The sequence below is a fragment of the Clostridium sp. JNZ J1-5 genome (assembly GCF_053901425.1).
In genome coordinates this window covers 2107643-2128057 of record NZ_CM132773.1, presented here as the reverse complement: position 1 = coordinate 2128057, position 20415 = coordinate 2107643, and the positions used below count along the sequence as shown (strand labels likewise).

At 29.3% G+C, this 20415-nt stretch carries 17 protein-coding genes; 4 read left to right on the top strand and 13 right to left on the bottom strand.

Annotation, left to right across the window (positions count from 1 at the left end; genetic code table 11):
• Positions 1-54: 54 nt before the first annotated feature.
• From ACWW38_RS10415 to ACWW38_RS10405, 3 genes are all read right to left on the bottom strand, one after another.
• The gene (locus tag ACWW38_RS10415; protein ID WP_456257483.1) at positions 55-1224 is read right to left on the bottom strand and encodes an ABC transporter substrate-binding protein; all 1170 of its coding nucleotides are present in this window, start codon (positions 1222-1224) and stop codon (positions 55-57) included.
• A gap of 527 nt (positions 1225-1751) precedes the next feature.
• Positions 1752-1877, bottom strand: a complete 126-nt coding sequence (locus tag ACWW38_RS10410) for a hypothetical protein (protein ID WP_456257482.1) — start codon at positions 1875-1877, stop codon at positions 1752-1754.
• 29 nt (positions 1878-1906) lie between these two features.
• Positions 1907-3397, bottom strand: coding sequence for an ArnT family glycosyltransferase (locus ACWW38_RS10405; protein ID WP_456257481.1), 1491 nt, complete (start codon positions 3395-3397; stop codon positions 1907-1909).
• A gap of 329 nt (positions 3398-3726) precedes the next feature.
• On the opposite strand from ACWW38_RS10405, the gene ACWW38_RS10400 reads away from it, so the two are divergent.
• The 3 genes from ACWW38_RS10400 (at position 3727) to ACWW38_RS10390 (ending at position 6611) form a co-directional block, all read left to right on the top strand.
• Positions 3727-4782, top strand: a complete 1056-nt coding sequence (locus ACWW38_RS10400; protein WP_456257480.1) for a glycosyltransferase family 2 protein — start codon at positions 3727-3729, stop codon at positions 4780-4782.
• Between the two features lie 27 nt (positions 4783-4809).
• Positions 4810-5196, top strand: coding sequence for a GtrA family protein (locus ACWW38_RS10395; RefSeq protein WP_456257479.1), 387 nt, complete (start codon positions 4810-4812; stop codon positions 5194-5196).
• Between the two features lie 191 nt (positions 5197-5387).
• Positions 5388-6611 carry a mannosyltransferase family protein gene (locus tag ACWW38_RS10390; protein WP_456257478.1) on the top strand — a complete coding sequence of 408 codons (1224 nt, stop codon included), beginning with the start codon at positions 5388-5390 and terminating at the stop codon, positions 6609-6611.
• 234 nt (positions 6612-6845) lie between these two features.
• On the opposite strand, the gene ACWW38_RS10385 is transcribed toward ACWW38_RS10390, so the two are convergent.
• The 9 genes from ACWW38_RS10385 to ACWW38_RS10345 all read right to left on the bottom strand — a co-directional run bounded on the left by ACWW38_RS10385 (position 6846) and on the right by ACWW38_RS10345 (position 18460).
• Complete coding sequence (locus ACWW38_RS10385; protein WP_456257477.1) at positions 6846-8093, bottom strand: glycosyltransferase family 2 protein; 1248 nt, start codon at positions 8091-8093, stop codon at positions 6846-6848.
• Between the two features lie 163 nt (positions 8094-8256).
• On the bottom strand, positions 8257-9021 hold the full coding sequence (gene yaaA, locus ACWW38_RS10380; RefSeq protein WP_456257476.1) for a peroxide stress protein YaaA: 765 nt from the start codon (positions 9019-9021) through the stop codon (positions 8257-8259).
• 48 nt (positions 9022-9069) lie between these two features.
• On the bottom strand, positions 9070-10293 hold the full coding sequence (locus tag ACWW38_RS10375; protein ID WP_456257475.1) for a Card1-like endonuclease domain-containing protein: 1224 nt from the start codon (positions 10291-10293) through the stop codon (positions 9070-9072).
• 911 nt (positions 10294-11204) lie between these two features.
• Positions 11205-13208, bottom strand: coding sequence for a methyl-accepting chemotaxis protein (locus ACWW38_RS10370; protein ID WP_456257474.1), 2004 nt, complete (start codon positions 13206-13208; stop codon positions 11205-11207).
• 333 nt (positions 13209-13541) lie between these two features.
• Entirely contained in the window at positions 13542-14534 is a 993-nt protein-coding gene (gene argF, locus ACWW38_RS10365) for an ornithine carbamoyltransferase (RefSeq protein ID WP_456257473.1), read from the bottom strand.
• 242 nt (positions 14535-14776) lie between these two features.
• Positions 14777-14926 (bottom strand): YvrJ family protein, encoded by a 150-nt coding sequence (locus ACWW38_RS10360; RefSeq protein WP_456257472.1) that lies wholly within the window; start codon positions 14924-14926, stop codon positions 14777-14779.
• A gap of 56 nt (positions 14927-14982) precedes the next feature.
• On the bottom strand, positions 14983-15594 hold the full coding sequence (locus tag ACWW38_RS10355; protein ID WP_456257471.1) for a DUF1836 domain-containing protein: 612 nt from the start codon (positions 15592-15594) through the stop codon (positions 14983-14985).
• 709 nt (positions 15595-16303) lie between these two features.
• Positions 16304-16951 (bottom strand): fructose-6-phosphate aldolase, encoded by a 648-nt coding sequence (fsa, locus tag ACWW38_RS10350; protein ID WP_456257470.1) that lies wholly within the window; start codon positions 16949-16951, stop codon positions 16304-16306.
• Positions 16952-17071: 120 nt separating this feature from the next.
• Positions 17072-18460 (bottom strand): HD domain-containing protein, encoded by a 1389-nt coding sequence (locus ACWW38_RS10345; RefSeq protein WP_456257469.1) that lies wholly within the window; start codon positions 18458-18460, stop codon positions 17072-17074.
• A gap of 487 nt (positions 18461-18947) precedes the next feature.
• Between ACWW38_RS10345 and ACWW38_RS10340 the strand changes: the two genes are divergently transcribed.
• A complete protein-coding gene (locus tag ACWW38_RS10340) occupies positions 18948-19193 on the top strand; it encodes an AbrB/MazE/SpoVT family DNA-binding domain-containing protein (RefSeq protein WP_456257468.1) in 246 nt (81 codons plus the stop codon).
• Positions 19194-19312: 119 nt separating this feature from the next.
• Here ACWW38_RS10340 and ACWW38_RS10335 read toward each other — a convergent pair whose 3' ends face one another.
• Positions 19313-20413: a C40 family peptidase gene (locus ACWW38_RS10335; RefSeq protein ID WP_456257467.1), complete on the bottom strand. Its 1101-nt coding sequence runs from the start codon at positions 20411-20413 to the stop codon at positions 19313-19315.
• Positions 20414-20415 lie beyond the last annotated feature (2 nt).

The window sequence follows — 20415 nt, the reverse complement described above, 5'->3', positions numbered from 1 at the left end:
TTCTTCCTAAGTTGTACTCTCTAATGATGATTATTTTTTAGTTACTATATAGCATTATTGTGGAGATAATTTCTTTAAGAAAGTTTGCTCTCCATCTTTCATTTGAAGTATAGTTATTGATTTTACAGGATTGTGTTTTTCATCTATAGATATCTTACCTGTTATTCCATTGAAATCTTTAGTTGAAGCTAAAGCTTCTTTAAGTTTAACAGGATCAGCCTCTCCACTTCTCTTTAGTGCATCTGCAAGGAAGTATGCAAGATCATAACCAAGTGCGTTGAAAGCATTTGGCTCTTTGCTGTATTTAGCTTTAAAAGCATCTTTGAATTTTACAACTTCAGTTGCAGTGTCTTTTGAAGAGTAGTGATTTGTAAAATAAACATCATTTAAGGCTGTTTTTCCTGCAAGATCTGCAAGCTTTGGAGATTCATATCCATCTCCTCCAAGTATAGGAACATTAAGTCCTAATTCTCTAGCTTGTTTTACTATTAAACCAACTTCTTCATAGTAACCTGGAAGGAATAATATATCAGGATTGGATCCTTTAATTTTAGTAAGAACGGCTTTAAAATCAGTTTCCTTTGCTTGGTAAGCTTGTTCTGTAACAACCTTACCGCCAAATTTACCGAATGTTTCTTTAAAGCTCTTTGCAAGACCTTTACTGTAATCACTTGTACTATCTACAAGGATAGCAGCATTTTTCTTGCCAAGATCCGTGTATGCAAAATTACCCATTATAACTCCTTGGAAAGAGTCACTAAAACAAGTTTTAAAAACATATTCTCTTACTTTACCATTACTATCCACAGTAACATCATCTGCTGTTGCAGAAGCTGATATTAAAGGAACTTTATTTTGTATAGCAATTGGAGCTGCTGTTTTTGTATTCCCTGAAGTAGCAGGTCCTAATATAGCAACAACTTTATCTCTAGTAGCAAGTTTTGATGCTACGTTAGCTGATTCTGAGCTATCAGATTTATTATCTACCTTTATAATTTCTATTTGCTTTCCTAAAACGCCCCCGTTTTTATTTATTTCTTCAAAAGCTAGTTCAATTCCCTCTACAAGTCCTTGACCATATGTTGCTACGCCCCCTGTTAGCTCATAGTCAAGACCTACTTTTATTGATTTTGCATTAGCGGATGCCCCTGTGCTCTTGTTACACCCCGCTAATGAGCCCACAAGAAAAAGTGTAGCAAGTAATAAAGATACCTTTTTTTTCATATTTTTTCCCCCTTTTTATTTAGTTGCCCTATTTAATTATTTTAAAAAATTATATAAAAAAAACGTCTCTACATGTATTACTTAACATATAGAGGCGTTATTTACGCTATACCACTCTACTTCACTATTACCCCATTACAATAGTCTCTTACAGGTTCCATCAAACCTTAGCCTTTTAACGCAGCCTCGCGATATGACCTACTTAATTTCAATCATATAATTCAGGAGCTACCATCTCTACCCAACTAACCCGGTTCTCAGCTTATCCGGTTCTCTGTAATTAATCCTATAGTAGTATGCTCTCCATCATCATTTTTAAAGATATATAAACATATATTTTAATGAATTTTTATACAAGTTCTGTACATATTTAATAGATTTTTAAATATAGTATCACCTATGGACACATATGTCAACCATCCGAAAACATTTTCATAAAAAAAATTAATAATTTTCTCACAATATCTTTTAATTGCAAAAAATCTTGTATAAAAATTTAACAATTGGTTGTTATCTTTCTCTACTGTTTATCTTGGTTTAGCACCGATTTTACCGCTTCTTCTCTCTTCATATCCAGTGCACCTGCAGATATTAGGCTCTAACCATTTCTCTATTATATGTTCATTTACACTTGGATGAATATTTATTAGCACACGTCATTCTATAGAACACCTAACCCCTTCTATTTTGTTAAAATGTAAACTATATTATTTTCAGCTACAACCTTTTGAATATTTACTTTCATATTAAGTAGTTTTACTTTATTTTTAGGGATTAGTAAAAGTGGTTTTTCAGTATTATCTTTAAGAAATCCATTTATTCCACCCTCTACTGGTATTAAATCTCCATAAAGTTCTGCACATAATAAATAGCTTTGATCCCACCGATTAGGGTTATCAGCTGATCCTGTTTTAAATGTTGTATAGATATTTCTTCCTCTATACTCCGGAAAATTTTTCATTTCCTCTAAAGCTACTTGAGCATAACTTGGTAAAGGATTTGAAATTGATCTTATTATAGAAACTTCATTCTTATATATAGCTAATAAAATCATAAGTACCAGTAAACTCTGAAACAGGAAATTTCTATTTTTAGCTTTTAAAAGCATGCTAGATGTAGCCCCTATACTTATAGCTAGAGCTGGGTATATGGGCAGTATGTACCAGTCAATCTTTGTTTTTGCCTTAGTATAAAGTAAAAATGGTACAGCTATCCATAAAGTTATAGATAGGATATAATTTATCCGTCTTCTATTCATCAAATTAGGTTTAATATATAATGTAGAAGCTAGTATAGTGCTTACCCAAACCAGCAGCCAATAAAAATATGTTCTCTGAAGTGCCTCTATGTAGAAGGAAATACTACCAACATGACCTTCTAAGGTTGTAGATGATCTAGCTAATAGATCATAATTTATCATGGTTTCAAAGAAAACAAGTCCATCCTGCTTATATCTAAAAAATCCCCATATCAATATAGGAAAAGAACAACTTAGTATAAACATAAATATCTGCCTTACTTTCAACTTGAACAATGTTTTGCTTAAAATCAAATAAATTATCCCAATAACTACAATATTTCCAGCATGCCAGCTTTTCGTAAGAAAAGCCATTGCAAAAGATACACCTGCAGCATATAGCCAGTTTGTATTTTCTTCTATCAGTGCCATAGCCACCATTGACATTGTAAAAAATAATACAAATATGGCATCTGCATCCCCTGTTCTTCCACAATGCTCTAGAACAAAGGGCATGCTAGTAGTTATAGCAAAAGTAGATATTAATGACGCTAACCTTCCATGCTTATGTAAGGTAAAGATGGCAACTATTAATACAGTTATAAAAGATGCCACTGCAGAAAAGATTCTTAGTCCTAAGGAATTAAATCCTGCTAGTTTGTATCCTCCAACTATAGCCCAATAACTTATTGGCGGCTTTAAATTCCAATAATCATTTTTATATCCATATGTATTCACTATGTAATTATTTCTTTTAATCATTTCATAAGCATTAACTCCATGTCTTGCTTCATCCCAGCTATTAATAGGTATTTTGCCTAGGTTGTAAAACATGTTTAGTGACGCTATCATCAATATAATAATTAAGAAAATATAATAATATTTTTCAATAAAGTTCAATATACTATCAAGGAATTTTGTATTATATATGTTCATTGCCTGCTCTCCCTGTTATATTTCTTTAGTCAATTAAATTATATTATTTCCAATTACATCTCATATTAAACTTAACTCCTTCCAAATAGAGCTTAAGCTTCTATACTTTTACACAACTAAACTAAATTTTAAAAATAACTCTTTAATATTCTAAAGCTTGATAGTAAAAATATCCTAATCAGAATAAATACTAAAATTTAGGGAAAAGTAGTAGATGTAGTTAAATCTATAATTACACTTATTATTCTTTTTAAGTTGCCATTTTGAAAATTGATTAGAATAAAGATTTATTACTAGTTTAATTAAACAATTAAGTTGGAGGTTAAAATATGAATTCAAAACTTATCTCAATAATTGTTCCTATGTATTTCGAAGAAAAAGTCGTGGAGGAATGTTATAAAAGATTAACCGAAGTTGCCAATACAAATAAGCTTAACTACGAACTTATATTTGTTAATGATGGTAGCACAGATAGGACTTTAGAATTATTAGAGGAAATAGCTGAAAAAGATCCTCGTACAAAAGTTATTAGTTTTTCAAGAAATTTTGGCCATCAAATAGCCGTTACAGCAGGAATTGATAAGGCTAATGGAGATGCAGTGGTTATAATAGATGCTGATCTTCAAGATCCGCCGGAGCTTATACCTGAAATGATAAAATTATGGGAAGAAGGATATGAAGTAGTATATGGTAAAAGGAAAAAACGTGATGGGGAAAGTTGGTTTAAACTAACTACTGCAAAAGCTTTTTATAGGGTTTTAAATAAGTTAAGCAGTGTAAAAATCCCTATGGATACTGGCGACTTTAGATTAGTAGACAGGAAAGTCATTGAAGCACTAAAGAGAATGCCTGAACAAAATAGATTTCTAAGAGGAATGTCAAGTTGGGTGGGCTTTAAACAAATACCTTTAGAATATGAAAGAAAAGAGCGTTTCGCAGGTGAAACAAAATATCCATTAAAAAAGATGTTAAAATTTGCAATGGACGGAATTTTTTCATTTTCTTCAAAGCCATTAAAGTTAATTGAATATTTAGGCCTTGGAAGTATATTATTGTCATTAATAATTATCATTTATTCACTGACAAGTTTAATTTTAAGCTTAGGAAATATTACATTAGGCTGGTCGCTAACCATAATTTCCATTACCCTTATAGGTGGTATACAGTTGCTTTCCATTGGAATAATTGGTGAATACATTTCAAGAATTTATGATGAAACTAGACAAAGACCTTTATACATAGTTGACAAAGAAATAAACTTAGAGAAAGCCCATAAAAGACACTCTTACATGATTAATAAAAAATTGTTGGATGAGAACTTAAGAAAACCTCTATATTTAATTAGTAAAGAAATAGGCGACAATAAACAATATAATGTTAAATAAAATAAAAAATAAAATTAAGGTGAACTTATGATTAGATTAATAAAATTTTGTATCGTTGGCGGCATTAATACTCTTATTACACTATTAACATTTTATCTTTTGAACAAAATCTTAGGTATTAATTATCTAGTAAGTTCGGTAATTGGTTATATTGCCGGCATGTGTAATAGCTATATATTAAATAAAAGATGGACTTTTCACGATAAAGATGACAAAGTAGCCCTACAATTTATAAAATTTATTATTGTGAACTCAATGTCATTAGGAATAAACCTGCTAATTATGTATATATTAGTTGATAGATTAAGTCTAGACAGCATGCTGTCTCAAGTACTTGCTACAGGTTTTTCTACCATCTCAAACTATGTGGGAAGTAAGCTTTTAGTTTTTTCTTCACCTATAGAGGAACACTAAAACAACTGATTTTTAAATTATGTTTTAATATAACAATTACAAGATTGTAGGTAATTTACTTACAATCTTGTTTTGTTGTTTCGCGGATAGTAGTACTCAGGTAAAGTTTATTAAAATAAGTATAGAACATTGCTAACTTGGCAATTATCTCAATATATGCTTTCAGTTATGTTAGGAAAGGAAGATATAAATTGGAAAAAAATTTTACCAATAGTATGGTATTAATGTTAAAGATTCTTATAGTAGTAATAATATCAAGATTAGCGTTGTGTTTTGCAGGATATATTGGTATGAATACTTTTCCCATGTATGATTCTGCTGAAAATTTAGGATTTCAAAGTGGTAGTACTGTAATATCTGAGGATATAAGAAAATTTAAACTAGAGGACTTTAACAAATTTGATAGTGGGTTTTACTTTCAAATAGCTGATAATGGATATCCTAAAGTAAACATGTCCCAAAGTACTTCTGCAACAAGTATAAGCTTCTTCCCTTTATATCCATTACTAATTAGAGCTATGAAATTATTTAATATAAGCAGCAGTAATTTGATTAATTCATTAATACTTTCAAATGTACTGTTAGTCTTAGCTCTATTCTACATATATAGGATATGTGAAGAGAGAGGATTTCATAAAAAAGAGATATATTTTGTCTTAGCGCTTATACTCTGTTATCCATATTCCATATTCTATTCTATACCTTATACAGAAAGTTTATTTTTATTTCTCTCTGCAGCAACAATATACTATTCTATAAAAGGTGACTATTTAAAAGCTTCAATATTTGCCGGACTTTCAGCAACCACTCGCTTCCCTGGTTTTTTAAATGTGGCCTATGTATTTTTTATGCTTTTGTCAGAGGAAACCTTTAGAACGGATACTGTAAAACAAATAAAAAAAATTATTGCTTATATGATTGTTTCGGTTATACCAATCACAGTATATTTTTCATATATGAAATATTTAACTGGAGATTTCTTAGCTCCTCTGCATGACGTTGGCAACTGGGGAAGAAAGCTTAGCATTCCATTTAAAAGTTATATAGACTATCTTTTGAATCCATACTTCTTTTATAGTGGTGGATGGAATAACGGTTTGATTAGCTTTGTAATTGCTACTGCAATTTTACTAATATTTATTTACTATGCTGTAGTAAATTATAAAAAAATTACTCCTAAAGAGTTAATACTTTTTATTTATGGTTTCCTAATTATAACTATACCATTTTCTAATACTGGTTCTGGATTAGTAAGCATCCCAAGATATCTTATGGTATCAATACCACTATACTTATATATTGTTGAGTTATATAGGAAAAGGGAGTTTATATTTATAAGCTATCTATTTCTATTTACAGCATTAAGCGCAATAGTAACTATAGGCTATTTCAACGGATATTACTTTGTAGTATAAAGAGGATTCTTGGCTTCAGGTGGAGTTTTTTCCCACCTAAAGCTTAGAAGCCCTTATCTAGGGACGTAGCAGCCGTTATCTCCCACTTTAGAAGTGGGAGTATTACGGATGGTAGTCATCAGATAAAGAGGCTTCTAAGCAGTTATGTTAAAGAACAATTATGATTTTATTATAAAAGTTAAAAGACGCCCAATTTTTTAAATTCGGCGTCTTTTTTATTATACTTTTTCTTTACTATACTCTTTTTTTGTTAATAATAGCTTCTAAATGCTCTTCCTCTAGAATTCTATCATGTAGAGTATGGTTCCATTCTCTATTGTTCTTTCTAATTAACCCTATTATGCTTATTGGTACCCATGTTATACCATATACAGGGTATATAACCATAGCTAGCATTCTCTTAAATGACACTCCTTCTAAAAGAAGTGCAATTATAGGTATTATATACCTGAAAAACAATGCTAAGAACCAAAACCAAATTGGAAATACTAGCTTTATTATTGGTATACTTGGGAAAAAGAACTTGGCAAGTAACATTGAAAAAGAAAATGCATCCAATATCATCTTAGATGGCTGTATTAAGTATATAAATGCATCAAAACATGCAAATTTTCCTTCTAGGAATACTCTCTTTAGCAATTTACCTGAATATCTAAAGCAACAATCCCAGTGTCCTTGTAACCATCTAATTCTTTGCTTAAAAGAAGCCTTCATTGTTACTGGTTTCTCATCATAAATTTTTGCATTATGTTCCCAAACAACTGGTATATCATTTAGTGTACATATCATAGTAAACTCCAAATCTTCAGTTAAGCTCATTGCATTCCAGCCAAAACGTTTAAGAACACTAGTAGACATGCAAAATCCTGTACCACCAAGAGCAGCATTTAATTTTAATCTTTTTCTAGCCAGTTGGAATACTCTGTTGGTAATCCAATAAGCTAATGCATAAGATATTGTAATCCATGAATCATCTGGATTTTTGCTATCTAAATAACCTTGTATAACTTCTTTTCCTGATACTAAATTATTATTCATTTTCGTTAAAAAGTTTTTTGTTACAAGATTATCTGCATCAAAAATAACTACTGCATCATATTGTCTTTCCATCTTAAATAATAAGTTAAAGAACCATTTCAAAGCATATCCTTTACCCCTTTGGGTATCATCAAACCTTTCTAATGCCCTTGTATTTTTCTCTCTTACGATTTTGGCTGTATTATCATCACAATTATCGCAAATTACAAAGACATCGTATAGTTCCTTAGGATATTCTAACTCTTTTAGATTATCTAATATTTGACCAATTACCTTTTCTTCATTATGTGCTGCTATAGCAATTGCAAAACTCTTTTCAGGCTCATGGTCTTCTTCTTCTTCTACTTTTTTTAATCCAAAAATAGAAATGACATTGTAGTAATAAGTTAAGAACAGCACATATACCTGTATTGCTAGAAATAATATTATAAGTATATGCTTCACAATACTTCCTCCTCTAGCTACTGAATTACAAATCTAAAGCATTTTACTCTATAACATATATTTTTGCCATTTATCACTACTTTTTATTCACAAAGCTACTAATTAAATAATAAAAAAATAAGGGCCTGTATTTTTTAACAAGCTCTTATTTTCTAAAACTAAACTATCTAACAAATATCCATTCACTATCTGTTGATAATTCCTCATTATATTTATATCCATATTGATTAAAATTTTTTATATGCTCTGGGCTATTGATTTCATTTTCTACAATATATTTAGCCATAGCTCCTCTTGCCTTTTTTGCATAAATTCCTATAATTTTATAATGGCCATTTTTATATTCTTTAAATATAGGATTAATTATTTTTCCTTTAAACTTGTTTTTATCTATAGCTGAGAAGTACTCATTAGAAGCTAGATTTATCAGTGTATTATCTTTATGTTCTCCAATTTCTTTGTTAAAGAAATTAGTAATCTTCTCCCTCCAGAAACTATACAAATCTACTCCTTTCGGATTTTTCAGCTTAATACTCATTTCTAAACGGTATGGTTGAATTAAATCAAGCGGTCTAAGTACTCCATATAAACCAGAAATAATCCTAACATGCTGCTGAGAAAATTTTAATTGTTCCTCATTAAAATCTTCAGCTTTCATTCCCTGATAAATATCCCCTGAATAAGCTAGTATAGCTTGTTTAGAATTTTCAATGCTATGTTCCTTATTCCATTGTTTATATCTTTTATAATTAAGTTCCGCTAGTTTATCGCTTATGCTCATTAATTCTTCTATTTCCTGTGAAGAATACCTTTGAAGCTCTCCTATAAGCTGTGAAGCTTCTTCTTTAAAGATTGGTTCGCTATACTCATGAGTTATATCCATTTTATTAAAATCCAGTGTTTTAGCTGGAGATATAATTGTAATCATAAAATATCCTCATCCCCTTTTTTGCATCTAAAGCTTTATTTGTATATATTAATTGATTATAATTTTATTAAGTTTTTTTCTTAAGCTATCTACATTCCCATTAAATATAATAATTTCAATTCCCATTTCTTCTGCTCTGCGGACTACACTTTTTTTGTAGGACTCTTTAGTGGCCACAAGAATTTTTTTTGCATCTTCTCCTCCTAGCTTTTCTGCATATACATTAAGTTCATTTAATGTATCCTCATCATACTTTTCTGTATCTTTACATGATACATAGATAAGCCTGGATCTGCAAATAGCCACTACATCCACTTCATTTTTTACAGAATTCACTTCATCGTCCCATAAAAACAGTACTCCACTCTTTACATCATTTATTTCTTTTATTTCTCTTAATATTCTGTAAACTAACACTTCAAGCCATGTCCCTGTTTTAAACAAAAGAGTCTTTGCTTCTATATTTTTAAATTTTACAATTATCTTGTTCCTATTTACACGACTTATATGAATTAAATTTAATTCTTTTAGCCTATTTAAAAAGCCTTTAAGTTTTCTCCTTTGATATTCTCCTAAATTATCTAAGCTGATAGTAGCTGTATCCATCATAAATTTATTATGAATTATTATATTAGAATCTCTTATTATTTTCTTTAAATCATTCCACATTTCATAATTTTTAACAATATACTCTACATATTGTTGGGCTTTTATATCACTAAATAGTTCCGTAGAATCTGAAATGATTTTTCCACCTGTACTTGCGATAAAATCCTTTACTTCTAAATTGATAAAATCAGCATCTAATCTTATTATTTCTCTATTTGTTAGCCTTAACATCTCTTCATTATCTAAATCTATAAATATAGATTCCATACTATACTTTTTAGATGCCTTATATACTACAAGACTCATCAGCTTGCTTCCACCAGATATATTTACTATGGTTTCCGATCCTTTATATGCTCCTAGTTCTTTGCATATTTTATCTTGATTTAATTTATCAATTGCCACTCCTGTTACATCTGTATCTGGAAGCTTATCTTTTAGATAGTTTTTTATGTTCTTAAATTTATCAGTTTCCTCTTTATTGTCCTCATATATAAATACTATCTTTTCAGGTTTTAATGTTAATGAAGCTATTATATTATGATCATTAAATTCGTCTATTAAGTTGATTAAAGTTTTGCAATTCATATTGTCACCTAATCCTAAGTAATATTTAGAACTTCTATTAAATACTATTGTAACTGTCCCCTTACAAATTATCAATTTAAACTTATTTTTCCAAGCTTCATAGTGCTTTGTTGTTTGATTTGTCGAAATATGGTACAAAACTACACTGATTAACTCTTACACTTATTTATTTTTCAATTTTTTACTAAATTAATTGCTACTTTTTAATTTATATTTTAATTTCTTAACATTAGAAAAGGTGTATATTCTACACAATATAAATCGATTATATAGAGTAATTTTACAACAAATAAAAAAAGAGTAGAGCTGGATATAACCAGTTCTACTATTACCCATAAATTATATTTCTACCATACTTTTATTGAAGTTTCCTTACCACTCTAATGGCTCCCAAACCTAATAGAATGGCTTCACTGAGCACCATTTCACCCATGCACAGCTAAAACTTTCAAAACCCATTGTATCGAAAGTTCCCAGCTTCCAACACAATAATAACTTTGTTTCCATTAACTTGTACCATAAAAAGTCTTTAATTAAGCATTCAAATTTTGGTTAATACTAAGGATAAAACGTTTACATAGATAGTTTTAAAAAATAGAGTTTTTTATCAATGCCCCCCTTTCATATTCATTATTTAATATTGTTTAATTCTATTTTATAACTTTTATATACTTTTGTAAATATTTTCTTTAGAATTTGTAGAAATATTTTATATAATTAATAATTTTATATTTTATTTTGCTAATAATAATTCTAGAAATAATGCTAATAATAAAATACGTTAGATATTTTTTAAATTATAATACATAATTAACCTAAAATGGGTTATCATATTAAATAAGGGAATTACATAATTATCACACTAATAGTGAGCGATTAAAGTAGGTCATTTAACCTTAACCTGATAATATTGTTAAGGTGCACGCAAAAACTTAACTTAGTATAACTAAAAAATCTCTAAGAGATATCTCTTAGAGATTTTTTAGTTATATTTTAAATTTACTTATTATAGACTTTAGTTCTTCGGAAAGTACATTTAATTTCTCAGCAGAAGATACTATCTCTTGAAGTCCTGATGATTGTTCTTCTGAAGATGCGCTTACTTCCTCAGATGTTGCAGCAGCTTCCTGTGCTACTGCTGAAATCTCAGAAATATTAACTATAACTTCATCCTTATCAGCCTTTATTTCAGTTAAGCATTTACTTACCTTTTCTATATTGTTCTCCAATATACTAATGAATTGTTTTATATTCTCAAAGCTTTTACTTGTAACTTGAACATTCTCTGAAGTTTTATCATTTAATTCTGTTGAATGCTTTAGTTTTTCAAATACTCCATTTACACTTATCTTTACTTCTGAAATAACTTTTTCAATTTCTAGAGCAGAACTAGATGATTGTTCTGCAAGCTTTCTTACTTCCTCAGCTACTACTGCAAAGCCTCTTCCAGCTTCTCCAGCTCTTGCCGCTTCAATAGATGCGTTTAAGGCTAATAGGTTTGTTTGCTCCGTTATACTTTTTATTACATCAGTTATAGCACCTATATGATTTGATTTTTCTTCTAGCTCCTTAACCTTTTCTACTACTTCTAAATTAGCAGCATATGTTTCTTTAAACACTTCTGTTAAGCTATTAATTAACTCTGCTCCTTCATCACTAGCTACTTTTACTATCTTAGAAGCCTTCATCATCTCAGATGAATCCTTTAAAGATTCCTCAACTTCATTACCTAGTTTTTCTGATATAGCTACACTTTCATTAAGCTTTTCTGATTGATGAACTGATCCATCTGCTATTTGTTGAACAGCCCTGGCCACTTCATCTCCTACAACGCTCGATTCTTCAGTAATAGCTAGAAGAGATTGAGAATTTTCTTTTAAGCTCTCTGATGCTCTAGATACGTTCTTCAGTATTTCTAATACTCCATTTGCAGTATTAGAAATAGCACTAATTATCATTTCAACTTCTTCACTGGTATTCCTGCCGCTCTCTACTTTAACAGTAAAATCACCTTCTCCAATGTATCCTAATGCATCTACAACCTTTTTAATTGGATTAGTTATTTTAACTTTTGTAAATCTATTTCCTATAAATATAACTAATATTAATGAAGCTAAAGCAACTCCTATATTTATTATAGTAACTCTAATAATTTCACTGGTAAGCTCTTTTTTAGGTATAAGTGCTGCAACAGTGTACCCTGTAGCTTCTTCTTTTTGCTTAAATACCAAATATTTCATACTGTTAATCTCTTGCTCAAAGGTAGAATTTTCAGCTGTAACAATATCCTCTATGCTTTTATCTTCTTTAGTTGTTTTACCGATTTTGTCTATACTTTTATGTGCTATAATTACCCCATTTGAATCTATAACTACTGCATAACCTGATTTTCCCATTGTAATACTGGAAACTTTATTGCTTAATTGATCTAATGTTATATCTATTGCTATTACTCCCACAATTTTTCCAGAAGCATCTTTAACTGTTTTTGCAAAAGTAACATCATATTGTTTTTCATTGCTAATATCCACATATGGGTTGGTTATAATTACCTTTCCTTGATTCTCCATAGCCTTTTTATACCATTCCCTAGAAGATGGGTCAAAATCTTTAGGAATACTGTTATCGGGTACCATAATCATCTCTTTATTTATAGTTGCCATATACACACTGGCAACTCCTTCATGAGACTTTTTAAAAGAATCGAGAAATTTTCTAAGCCAAAGTTTATTTTCCTGGGCTTCTAGTATAGACCTAGCATTAAGATCTTCTGATAGCATTTCTATAGATTCTTTATTATTCTTACTTATATCCGATATAATATCAATTACGTTACCAAGGTTAGATGTAGCCATTTGCTTAAAATTAGAGTTTATGCTAAGGTTTAAAACATAAAAATTAATTGCTGAAACTATAGTTATTGGCACTACTATAGCTATAATTAGCAATACTATTATTTGCTTGTGCAAACTTTTTCTATTTTTTTTCATACTTTTCCCTCCTTTATTAAAATTTTTTCATTACGTTATGCGACATTTTACGATCTATAACCATGTTTCATTTATCTTTTATAGTAATTTCGTAAATATAATTTAATACTTTAACAAATTTGTATATATTTTTTATCTTATTATCATTTATTTTGTAATAATTTGGATATATATGTAGTTTATTGTATTATGTGAAGCAAATACTAGTGCTGTGCTCAACAGTTTTTATTAAGATAGTTATCTTAATTTTATTTTTGTTTATAAACTTCTACACGCTAAAAAGGTTATCTTAAATATATTTAAGATAACCTTTAATTTAATTATGTATTATATTTATATTGTAGCTACCATAACAGCCTTTATTGTGTGCATTCTATTCTCAGCTTCATCAAACACTACAGAATACTTACTTTCAAAAACCTCTTCTGTAACTTCTAAAGCATCAAATCCATACTTTTCATATATTTCTTTTCCTATAGTTGTCTCTAAATTATGAAAGGCAGGTAAACAATGCATAAATTTAACTTCATCATTTTCAGTCATTTTTATCATATCCATATCTACTCTATATGGTTTTAATATTTCTAGTCTTTCTTTCCATGTTTCTAATGATTCCCCCATGGATACCCACACATCTGTATATATCACATCTGCTCCCTTAACTCCAGAGTTCACATTAGAAGTAATTACTATATCGCTTCCAGATTCTTTTGCCTCATTTTTGCACTTATCAACTAAGTCTTCCTTAGGAAATAATTTTTCAGGAGATACTATTCTAATATTCATACCAACCTTAGCTGCTCCTATCAAAAGTGCATTTGCTACATTATTTCTTCCATCTCCTACATAAGCTAAAGTAATTTCCTCAAGAGGTTTTTGAAAATGTTCCTTTATGGTCAAAAAGTCTGCTAAAACTTGTGTAGGATGGTCTTCATCTGTAAGTCCATTCCAAACAGGAACTCCTGAATATTTAGCTAAAGTTTCCACAATTTTCTGACCAAAACCTCTGTACTCAATTCCATCATACATTCTGCCAAGTACTCTTGCTGTATCTTTTATTGATTCCTTTTTCCCCATTTGACTCCCTGTAGGGCCTAAATATGTAACCCGTGCCCCTTGATCATACGCTGCTACTTCAAAAGCACATCTAGTTCTGGTGGAATCCTTTTCAAATATTAAAACTATATTTTTTCCTGCTAGCCTCTGCCATTCAGTGCCCTCACCCTTATCGTATTTTAATTGTTGTGCCAAATCTATTAAGTAACTTATTTCTTCTTTTGTAAAATCCATCAATGTCAGAAAACTTCTGCCCGTTAAATTTATCATAACATTGTCCCCCTTATAAATCCTTATATATATGTAATTATTGAATACACACCATTTACTAGCCCTGCAATTCAATGGTAAACTTTATAAACCTCATTGTCAATAATCTTATTATCTTTAAAACAAAAAATGCCAGAAAGTTTCTGGCATTAACCTATATAAAGGGGATATCTAAGTTTAATTATATAATACCATTCTAATATTAATAAATTATTAACTAACAGTTACATATTGGTAAATATTTAATCTTTAGATATATTATTTATTACGTTAGATAGCATATTAATACTATTTGTAAGATTTTCAAGCTTGCTTTCTATTCTTACTAGCAAATAAATAGATATAGCAATTGGAAATCCTACATTTCCTATTAAACTAACTAAAGCTTCCACACATATCACCTACCCTTCATAGATTAAATATGCATAGAAGCTTAAAATATATAATTTTATTGACCGTCACCATAATCATCGATAATTTTTTTAGCTAGCTTTTTAATAGCACTTGCCTGAGCTATTAAACTCATTACTATTAAAAAGACTAATATTCTGCCTTTATCTTCCTCTTTCAATTGGCTTTCATCTATATATTTATTGAATTTATCTTCATTAAAAAAGTCAACATTTAAGAAGTTATCTAAGCTTTCTGCTTGTATCTTATCAAAAACTTTATATGCTTTTTCCCAGGAAATTATATCGTCACTTCTATCATTTATTTGATTAAATGCAAGAGCAAATACTTTCTTAATTTCTTCAGTTGTTAAAATAGGTCTCATATAACTTAAAAGAACAAGCTGAGCTAAATGAAGCTTAGTATATCCTCTCTTCTTGCCATCCTCTGGTTTTGAAATAACTTCATTTTTAATATAATTTTGAACTATATTATTAGTATACTGTTCTTCTTGAAATCTATCATTCAAATAATCTATAACCTGCGATAAAAAAAGATCGTATTGAGGTAAGTCTTCGTAGGGAACTAAACTACTTTTTGAGATATCTTTTGCTATCTTATTTAAGCCTTCTAAAATAAACTTACTGTTATCCAATTCTATTACCTCCATGCTATTCTGTATGTAAGCTTTAACTAAGTCTTATTAGAAAAATACCAAACCCATAAAAATTTTATTGAATTTTCTATAAATTCATAGACGTTTTCATAATATATTATACGGTATTTATAACCCTATTACAAGTTGTATTTTTTATAGTACTCCTTGTCGAATTATTGGATATATTTCATATTTACCTTCATTAATCATAGAAATCATAAATCCAGTTGAAATTTTGAAACATAAATTGCAAAGTTAAGATTTTATAAAAATATACTTACTTATCCACATTTATGTACAAGTTATACACACTTTCTGTGGATAAGCACTTTTATATCTTCTAGCATTGATTTTATTGTGACTTTTAACAATATCGATACAATTTTATCCACACTGTACACATGTTCTTGTGGATAAGTTGTTATAATTATGTGGAATAATTCGAGTTATTTCTCTTTCATTATTTCATTTTTTATATAATTCTGTAGCTTTATGTTTTTCTATTTTTATAATATTGTAGAAATAAGTGCAATTAAAACGGGTGTTTGTATAATTATTACAATTCATTGTCCAATTTTTTAAATAGAACATATTATCTTACTTTATCAGTATATCACCATTACAAAAATATTTACAATAATATCTTTGTATCTATATAAATTAAGTAGAGTAGATAATCTCTCTTTTAATTATCTACTCTACTTAATTTATATACTTATAATTATTTCTTGTTTTGACTTTCGTAATCTTTTAAAAATGCCTCTATCCCCTTGTCTGTAAGAGGGTGATTTAACATTTGCATTAATACTTTATATGGTATTGTAGATATATGGGCTCCTGCCTTTGCTGCATATAGTACATGCATTGGATTCCTTATACTTGCAGCTATTATTTCTGTTTGTATATCATAAATACTGAAAATTTCGGCTATATCACCAACTACCTGTAATCCATCATTTCCTATATCATCTAGTCTACCTGCAAACGGACTAACATAGCTAGCTCCTGCTTTTGCTGCAAGTAAGGCTTGCTGAGCTGAGAAAATTAATGTTACATTAGTTTTTATTCCTTCCTTATACAATACGTTTACAGCCTTCAATCCCTCTTCACACATAGGTATCTTTATAACTATGTTTTTATGTATCTTTACTAATTCTCTTGCTTCAGCTACCATTTCTTTGGATTTTAAACTTATAACTTCTGCACTTATTGGTCCATCAACTATAGAACATATCTCTTCTACAACATCTTTAATATCTCTACCTTCCTTTGCTATTAAAGATGGATTAGTTGTAACTCCATCTAGTATTCCCCACTTGCTAACCCTTCTTATCTCATCTACATTGGCAGTATCAATAAATATTTTCATAAATTATTACCCCTTTCAAGTAATTTCTAGTTATATATAATAGTATATTAACTTTATAAAAAAATTATATAACTTTATTATTTAATATTAGCTATTTTAAGTTTACAAAACAACACTCTCTTAAAATGTAGCATAAGTTACACATTTGCTTTGTAAATACTTAATGGCTTCTTCTACATTGGATATGTCTCCAAAATATATTTTTTTGTCTAGCTCTTCTAATACTAACTTTATATCTTTTCCTTGGGCCTTTGTAACCTCAATTACTTTCTCCCCACCTAGTAATTTATTATCCTTAACTTTTCTGTAAATTTTATACTCTTCCAGAAGTTTTTCAATATATTCTTTAAATATATTCTCCTCTCCATCTGGATCATACAGCATTTTTGTAGCATACATATCACAATAGGATAGTGCTAATATATACGGTATGTATTTATCATATCTTGAAAAAAACTTATAAAAGCTTTTTTTATAGTTTTTTACGTTATTCTTGCACAGCCCTAGTGGATACATATGTGCTTCCACAAGTTTTTCAATGAGCTCTTGCCCGCGTTTTGGAAATCCTAATTCATTACACACATTTCTCACAATGACAGCTCCCTCTTTATCATGTCCTATGAAGCTTATCTTATCATTAATTTTTTTATAGCATTTAGCTTTCCCTATATCATGGCAAAAGGCTGCAAAGGCTATATAATTCTTTATAGAAATGTTTGCTAAATTTTCATCGAATATACTTATATCCAATCCTTTTATAGATAAGTTTCCCTTTAAAAGCTCTTTAAAATTTTCATATACTAGATTCATATGAGTGAAGGCATCTTCAATATGATACCTGCACTTTCCTATTGTCTTTAACTCCTGTATATATGGTAATAATTCTTTAAGAACACCATATCTATCTAGCTCTCGGAAAAGTACTCCTTGAACATCATCTTCAATTATCTTTATTAACTCATTAAAAATTCTCTCTTTCGGACAATCTTTAATATATTTACCACTTTTAATAATATTATTTTCACACTCTTTACTAAAATGCATACCATACTTAATAGCAAATCTATATGCCCTTAATATTCTTATACTATCATCTTTTATACTAGCTTCACTTACTTCATGTATTATCCTTGCCTTTATATGATCCCTTCCTTTGAATGGATCTATTATTTTGTTATCTATTAACTTAAGAGCTATTGCATTTAATGTAAAATCTCTATTTTGTAAATCTTCTTCTATATTATTACTCTTTAACTCTGATATATCTAGAGTACTTCCATGAAATATACCTCTATAAATTTTCATGTCTTCCTTTATCGGAAATATATTATAACCTTTTTCTATTAGCTTTTCTATAAAAGCATGAATATTACCGTCATAAATTATATCTAAATCTTCAGGAACTTTATTACATCCAATTAACTTATCTCTAATATATCCTCCAACTATATAAGCCGAGCCTCCTAAATTATTTAAAATGTTCTTTATATCTTCTATAATATCTTTCATGAGCTTTCACCTACTATTATAAATTAATTTTAATTATATCATAATTAATAATATTAAATTGTAATATACTTTCTATATTTATATATTTAGTATATTTTATGTTCAATTTATTTTTCGACACTATAATCATTTTAATCCATTAAATTACTATTTTATTTTAAAATTTTAACAACTTTCCTTTTTACAAATTATTACTTGAATTTTAGTAATTTTCTAACATTTCTTCTGTGAAACATTGATTTTATAAGCCTTAAGCTTTATAGTAAAAATTTGCATTTAACAAAAAGTTCCTATTGACTTTTGAATAATTTGGTAGTATATTAACTTTAGATGGAAGTTAATAAGAAATTTGTAACTTAATCTAAAAAAAATCATTTTTTATATTGACTTCTTTTGTCATATTTGCTATTATTTAAGTAAGACGATGTCGAAACATGTAAAACATTTAAATTGGTTATTGTTAGTTAAATTTAAGGAGGAAGAATTAATGAAATCAACAGGAGTAGTAAGAAGAGTAGATGAATTAGGAAGAATAGTTATTCCAATAGAGTTAAGAAGAACACTAGATATAGCTGAAAAAGATGCTCTAGAAATATATGTAGATGGAGAACAAATCATATTAAAGAAATACGAACCAGCTTGTATCTTCTGTGGAGATGCTAGAAATGTTATTAACTATAGAGGCAAAAACATCTGCAAAAGCTGTTTAGACGCTTTAAAAGAAGAAAAATAATTTAAAATAATCTCGCTGCATTAAACCCATGAAGGTACTCTTCATGGTTTTTTTATTTAACAACAAAATAAAACGCCGATAAATCGGCGTTTAATATGTAAATTGTATTATATTCTATTTTATCTAACTCTTCTTGCTGAAACATAATCAGATCTGCTTGATAACGTACTTATCTTAACTACATCACCTGTTCTTGGTGCATGTATGTAAGAATCATTTCCTACATATATTCCTACATGATGTACTGGACTTCCAAAGAACACCAAATCTCCTGGTTGTAAATTACTTTTTGATACATACTCTCCAGTTTGTGCTTGTTCCCCTGAAACTCTTGGTAGTCTAACTCCAAAATGAGCATATACATACTTTGTAAATCCTGAACAGTCAAAGTTTTCTGGTCCATTAGCTCCCCAAACGTAAGGTGTACCTAAAAAATTAGATGCATAAGCAACAACTGAGTCTGATGATATCGGTGCTGACCCTCTTGATGGTGTATATTTAGGTGCTTTACTTCTCATTTGTTGTATTAATTGCTTTGTTTCTCTTATTTTGGCTTGGTCATCTTTTAAAACACCTGCAAATTGAGATGCTTGTCTTCTTGCTTCTTGAACAAGCTTGTCCTGAGCTTTTCTATCTTCTTCTAGCTTCTTTGCTTTTTCTTCTTGTGATTTATTTAAAGCTACTAGCTTGTTTTGCTCTTCTCTAAGCTTTGTTTCTTTTGCTTTTATTGATTCTTGTTTCTCTTCTAGTTCTTTAACTATCTTCTTGTCCAAATCAGTAATTTTTTTAACAGCTTCAACTCTTTCAAACAAGTCTCCTAAGCTTTCAGCGCCAAGAATTACATCTAAGTATCCTCCAACACCATTCATATACATTACTTTCATTCTTTCATTGTATAAATCTTGTTCTTGTTTTATGTCTTCTTCTGCTTTTTTAATTTCATCTTCAGATGCTTCTATGTCATTTTGAATAGATTTTATCTTAGTCTTATTTCCGTTTACTTCCATCATCAATTTTTCGATTTGTCCATCGAACTGCTCTATTTGACTTTCTATTGATTGTACCTTACTTTGTGCATCCCTATATTGATTTTTATGCTCTTGCATCTGATTTTGCTGCTGATTAAGCTTGTCCGAAATTGGGCTTGCAATAACTGCAGTTGTACTTATAGTAACTAATAATACTGCTGTAGTTACTATTGATGCCACTTTTTTATGCACTA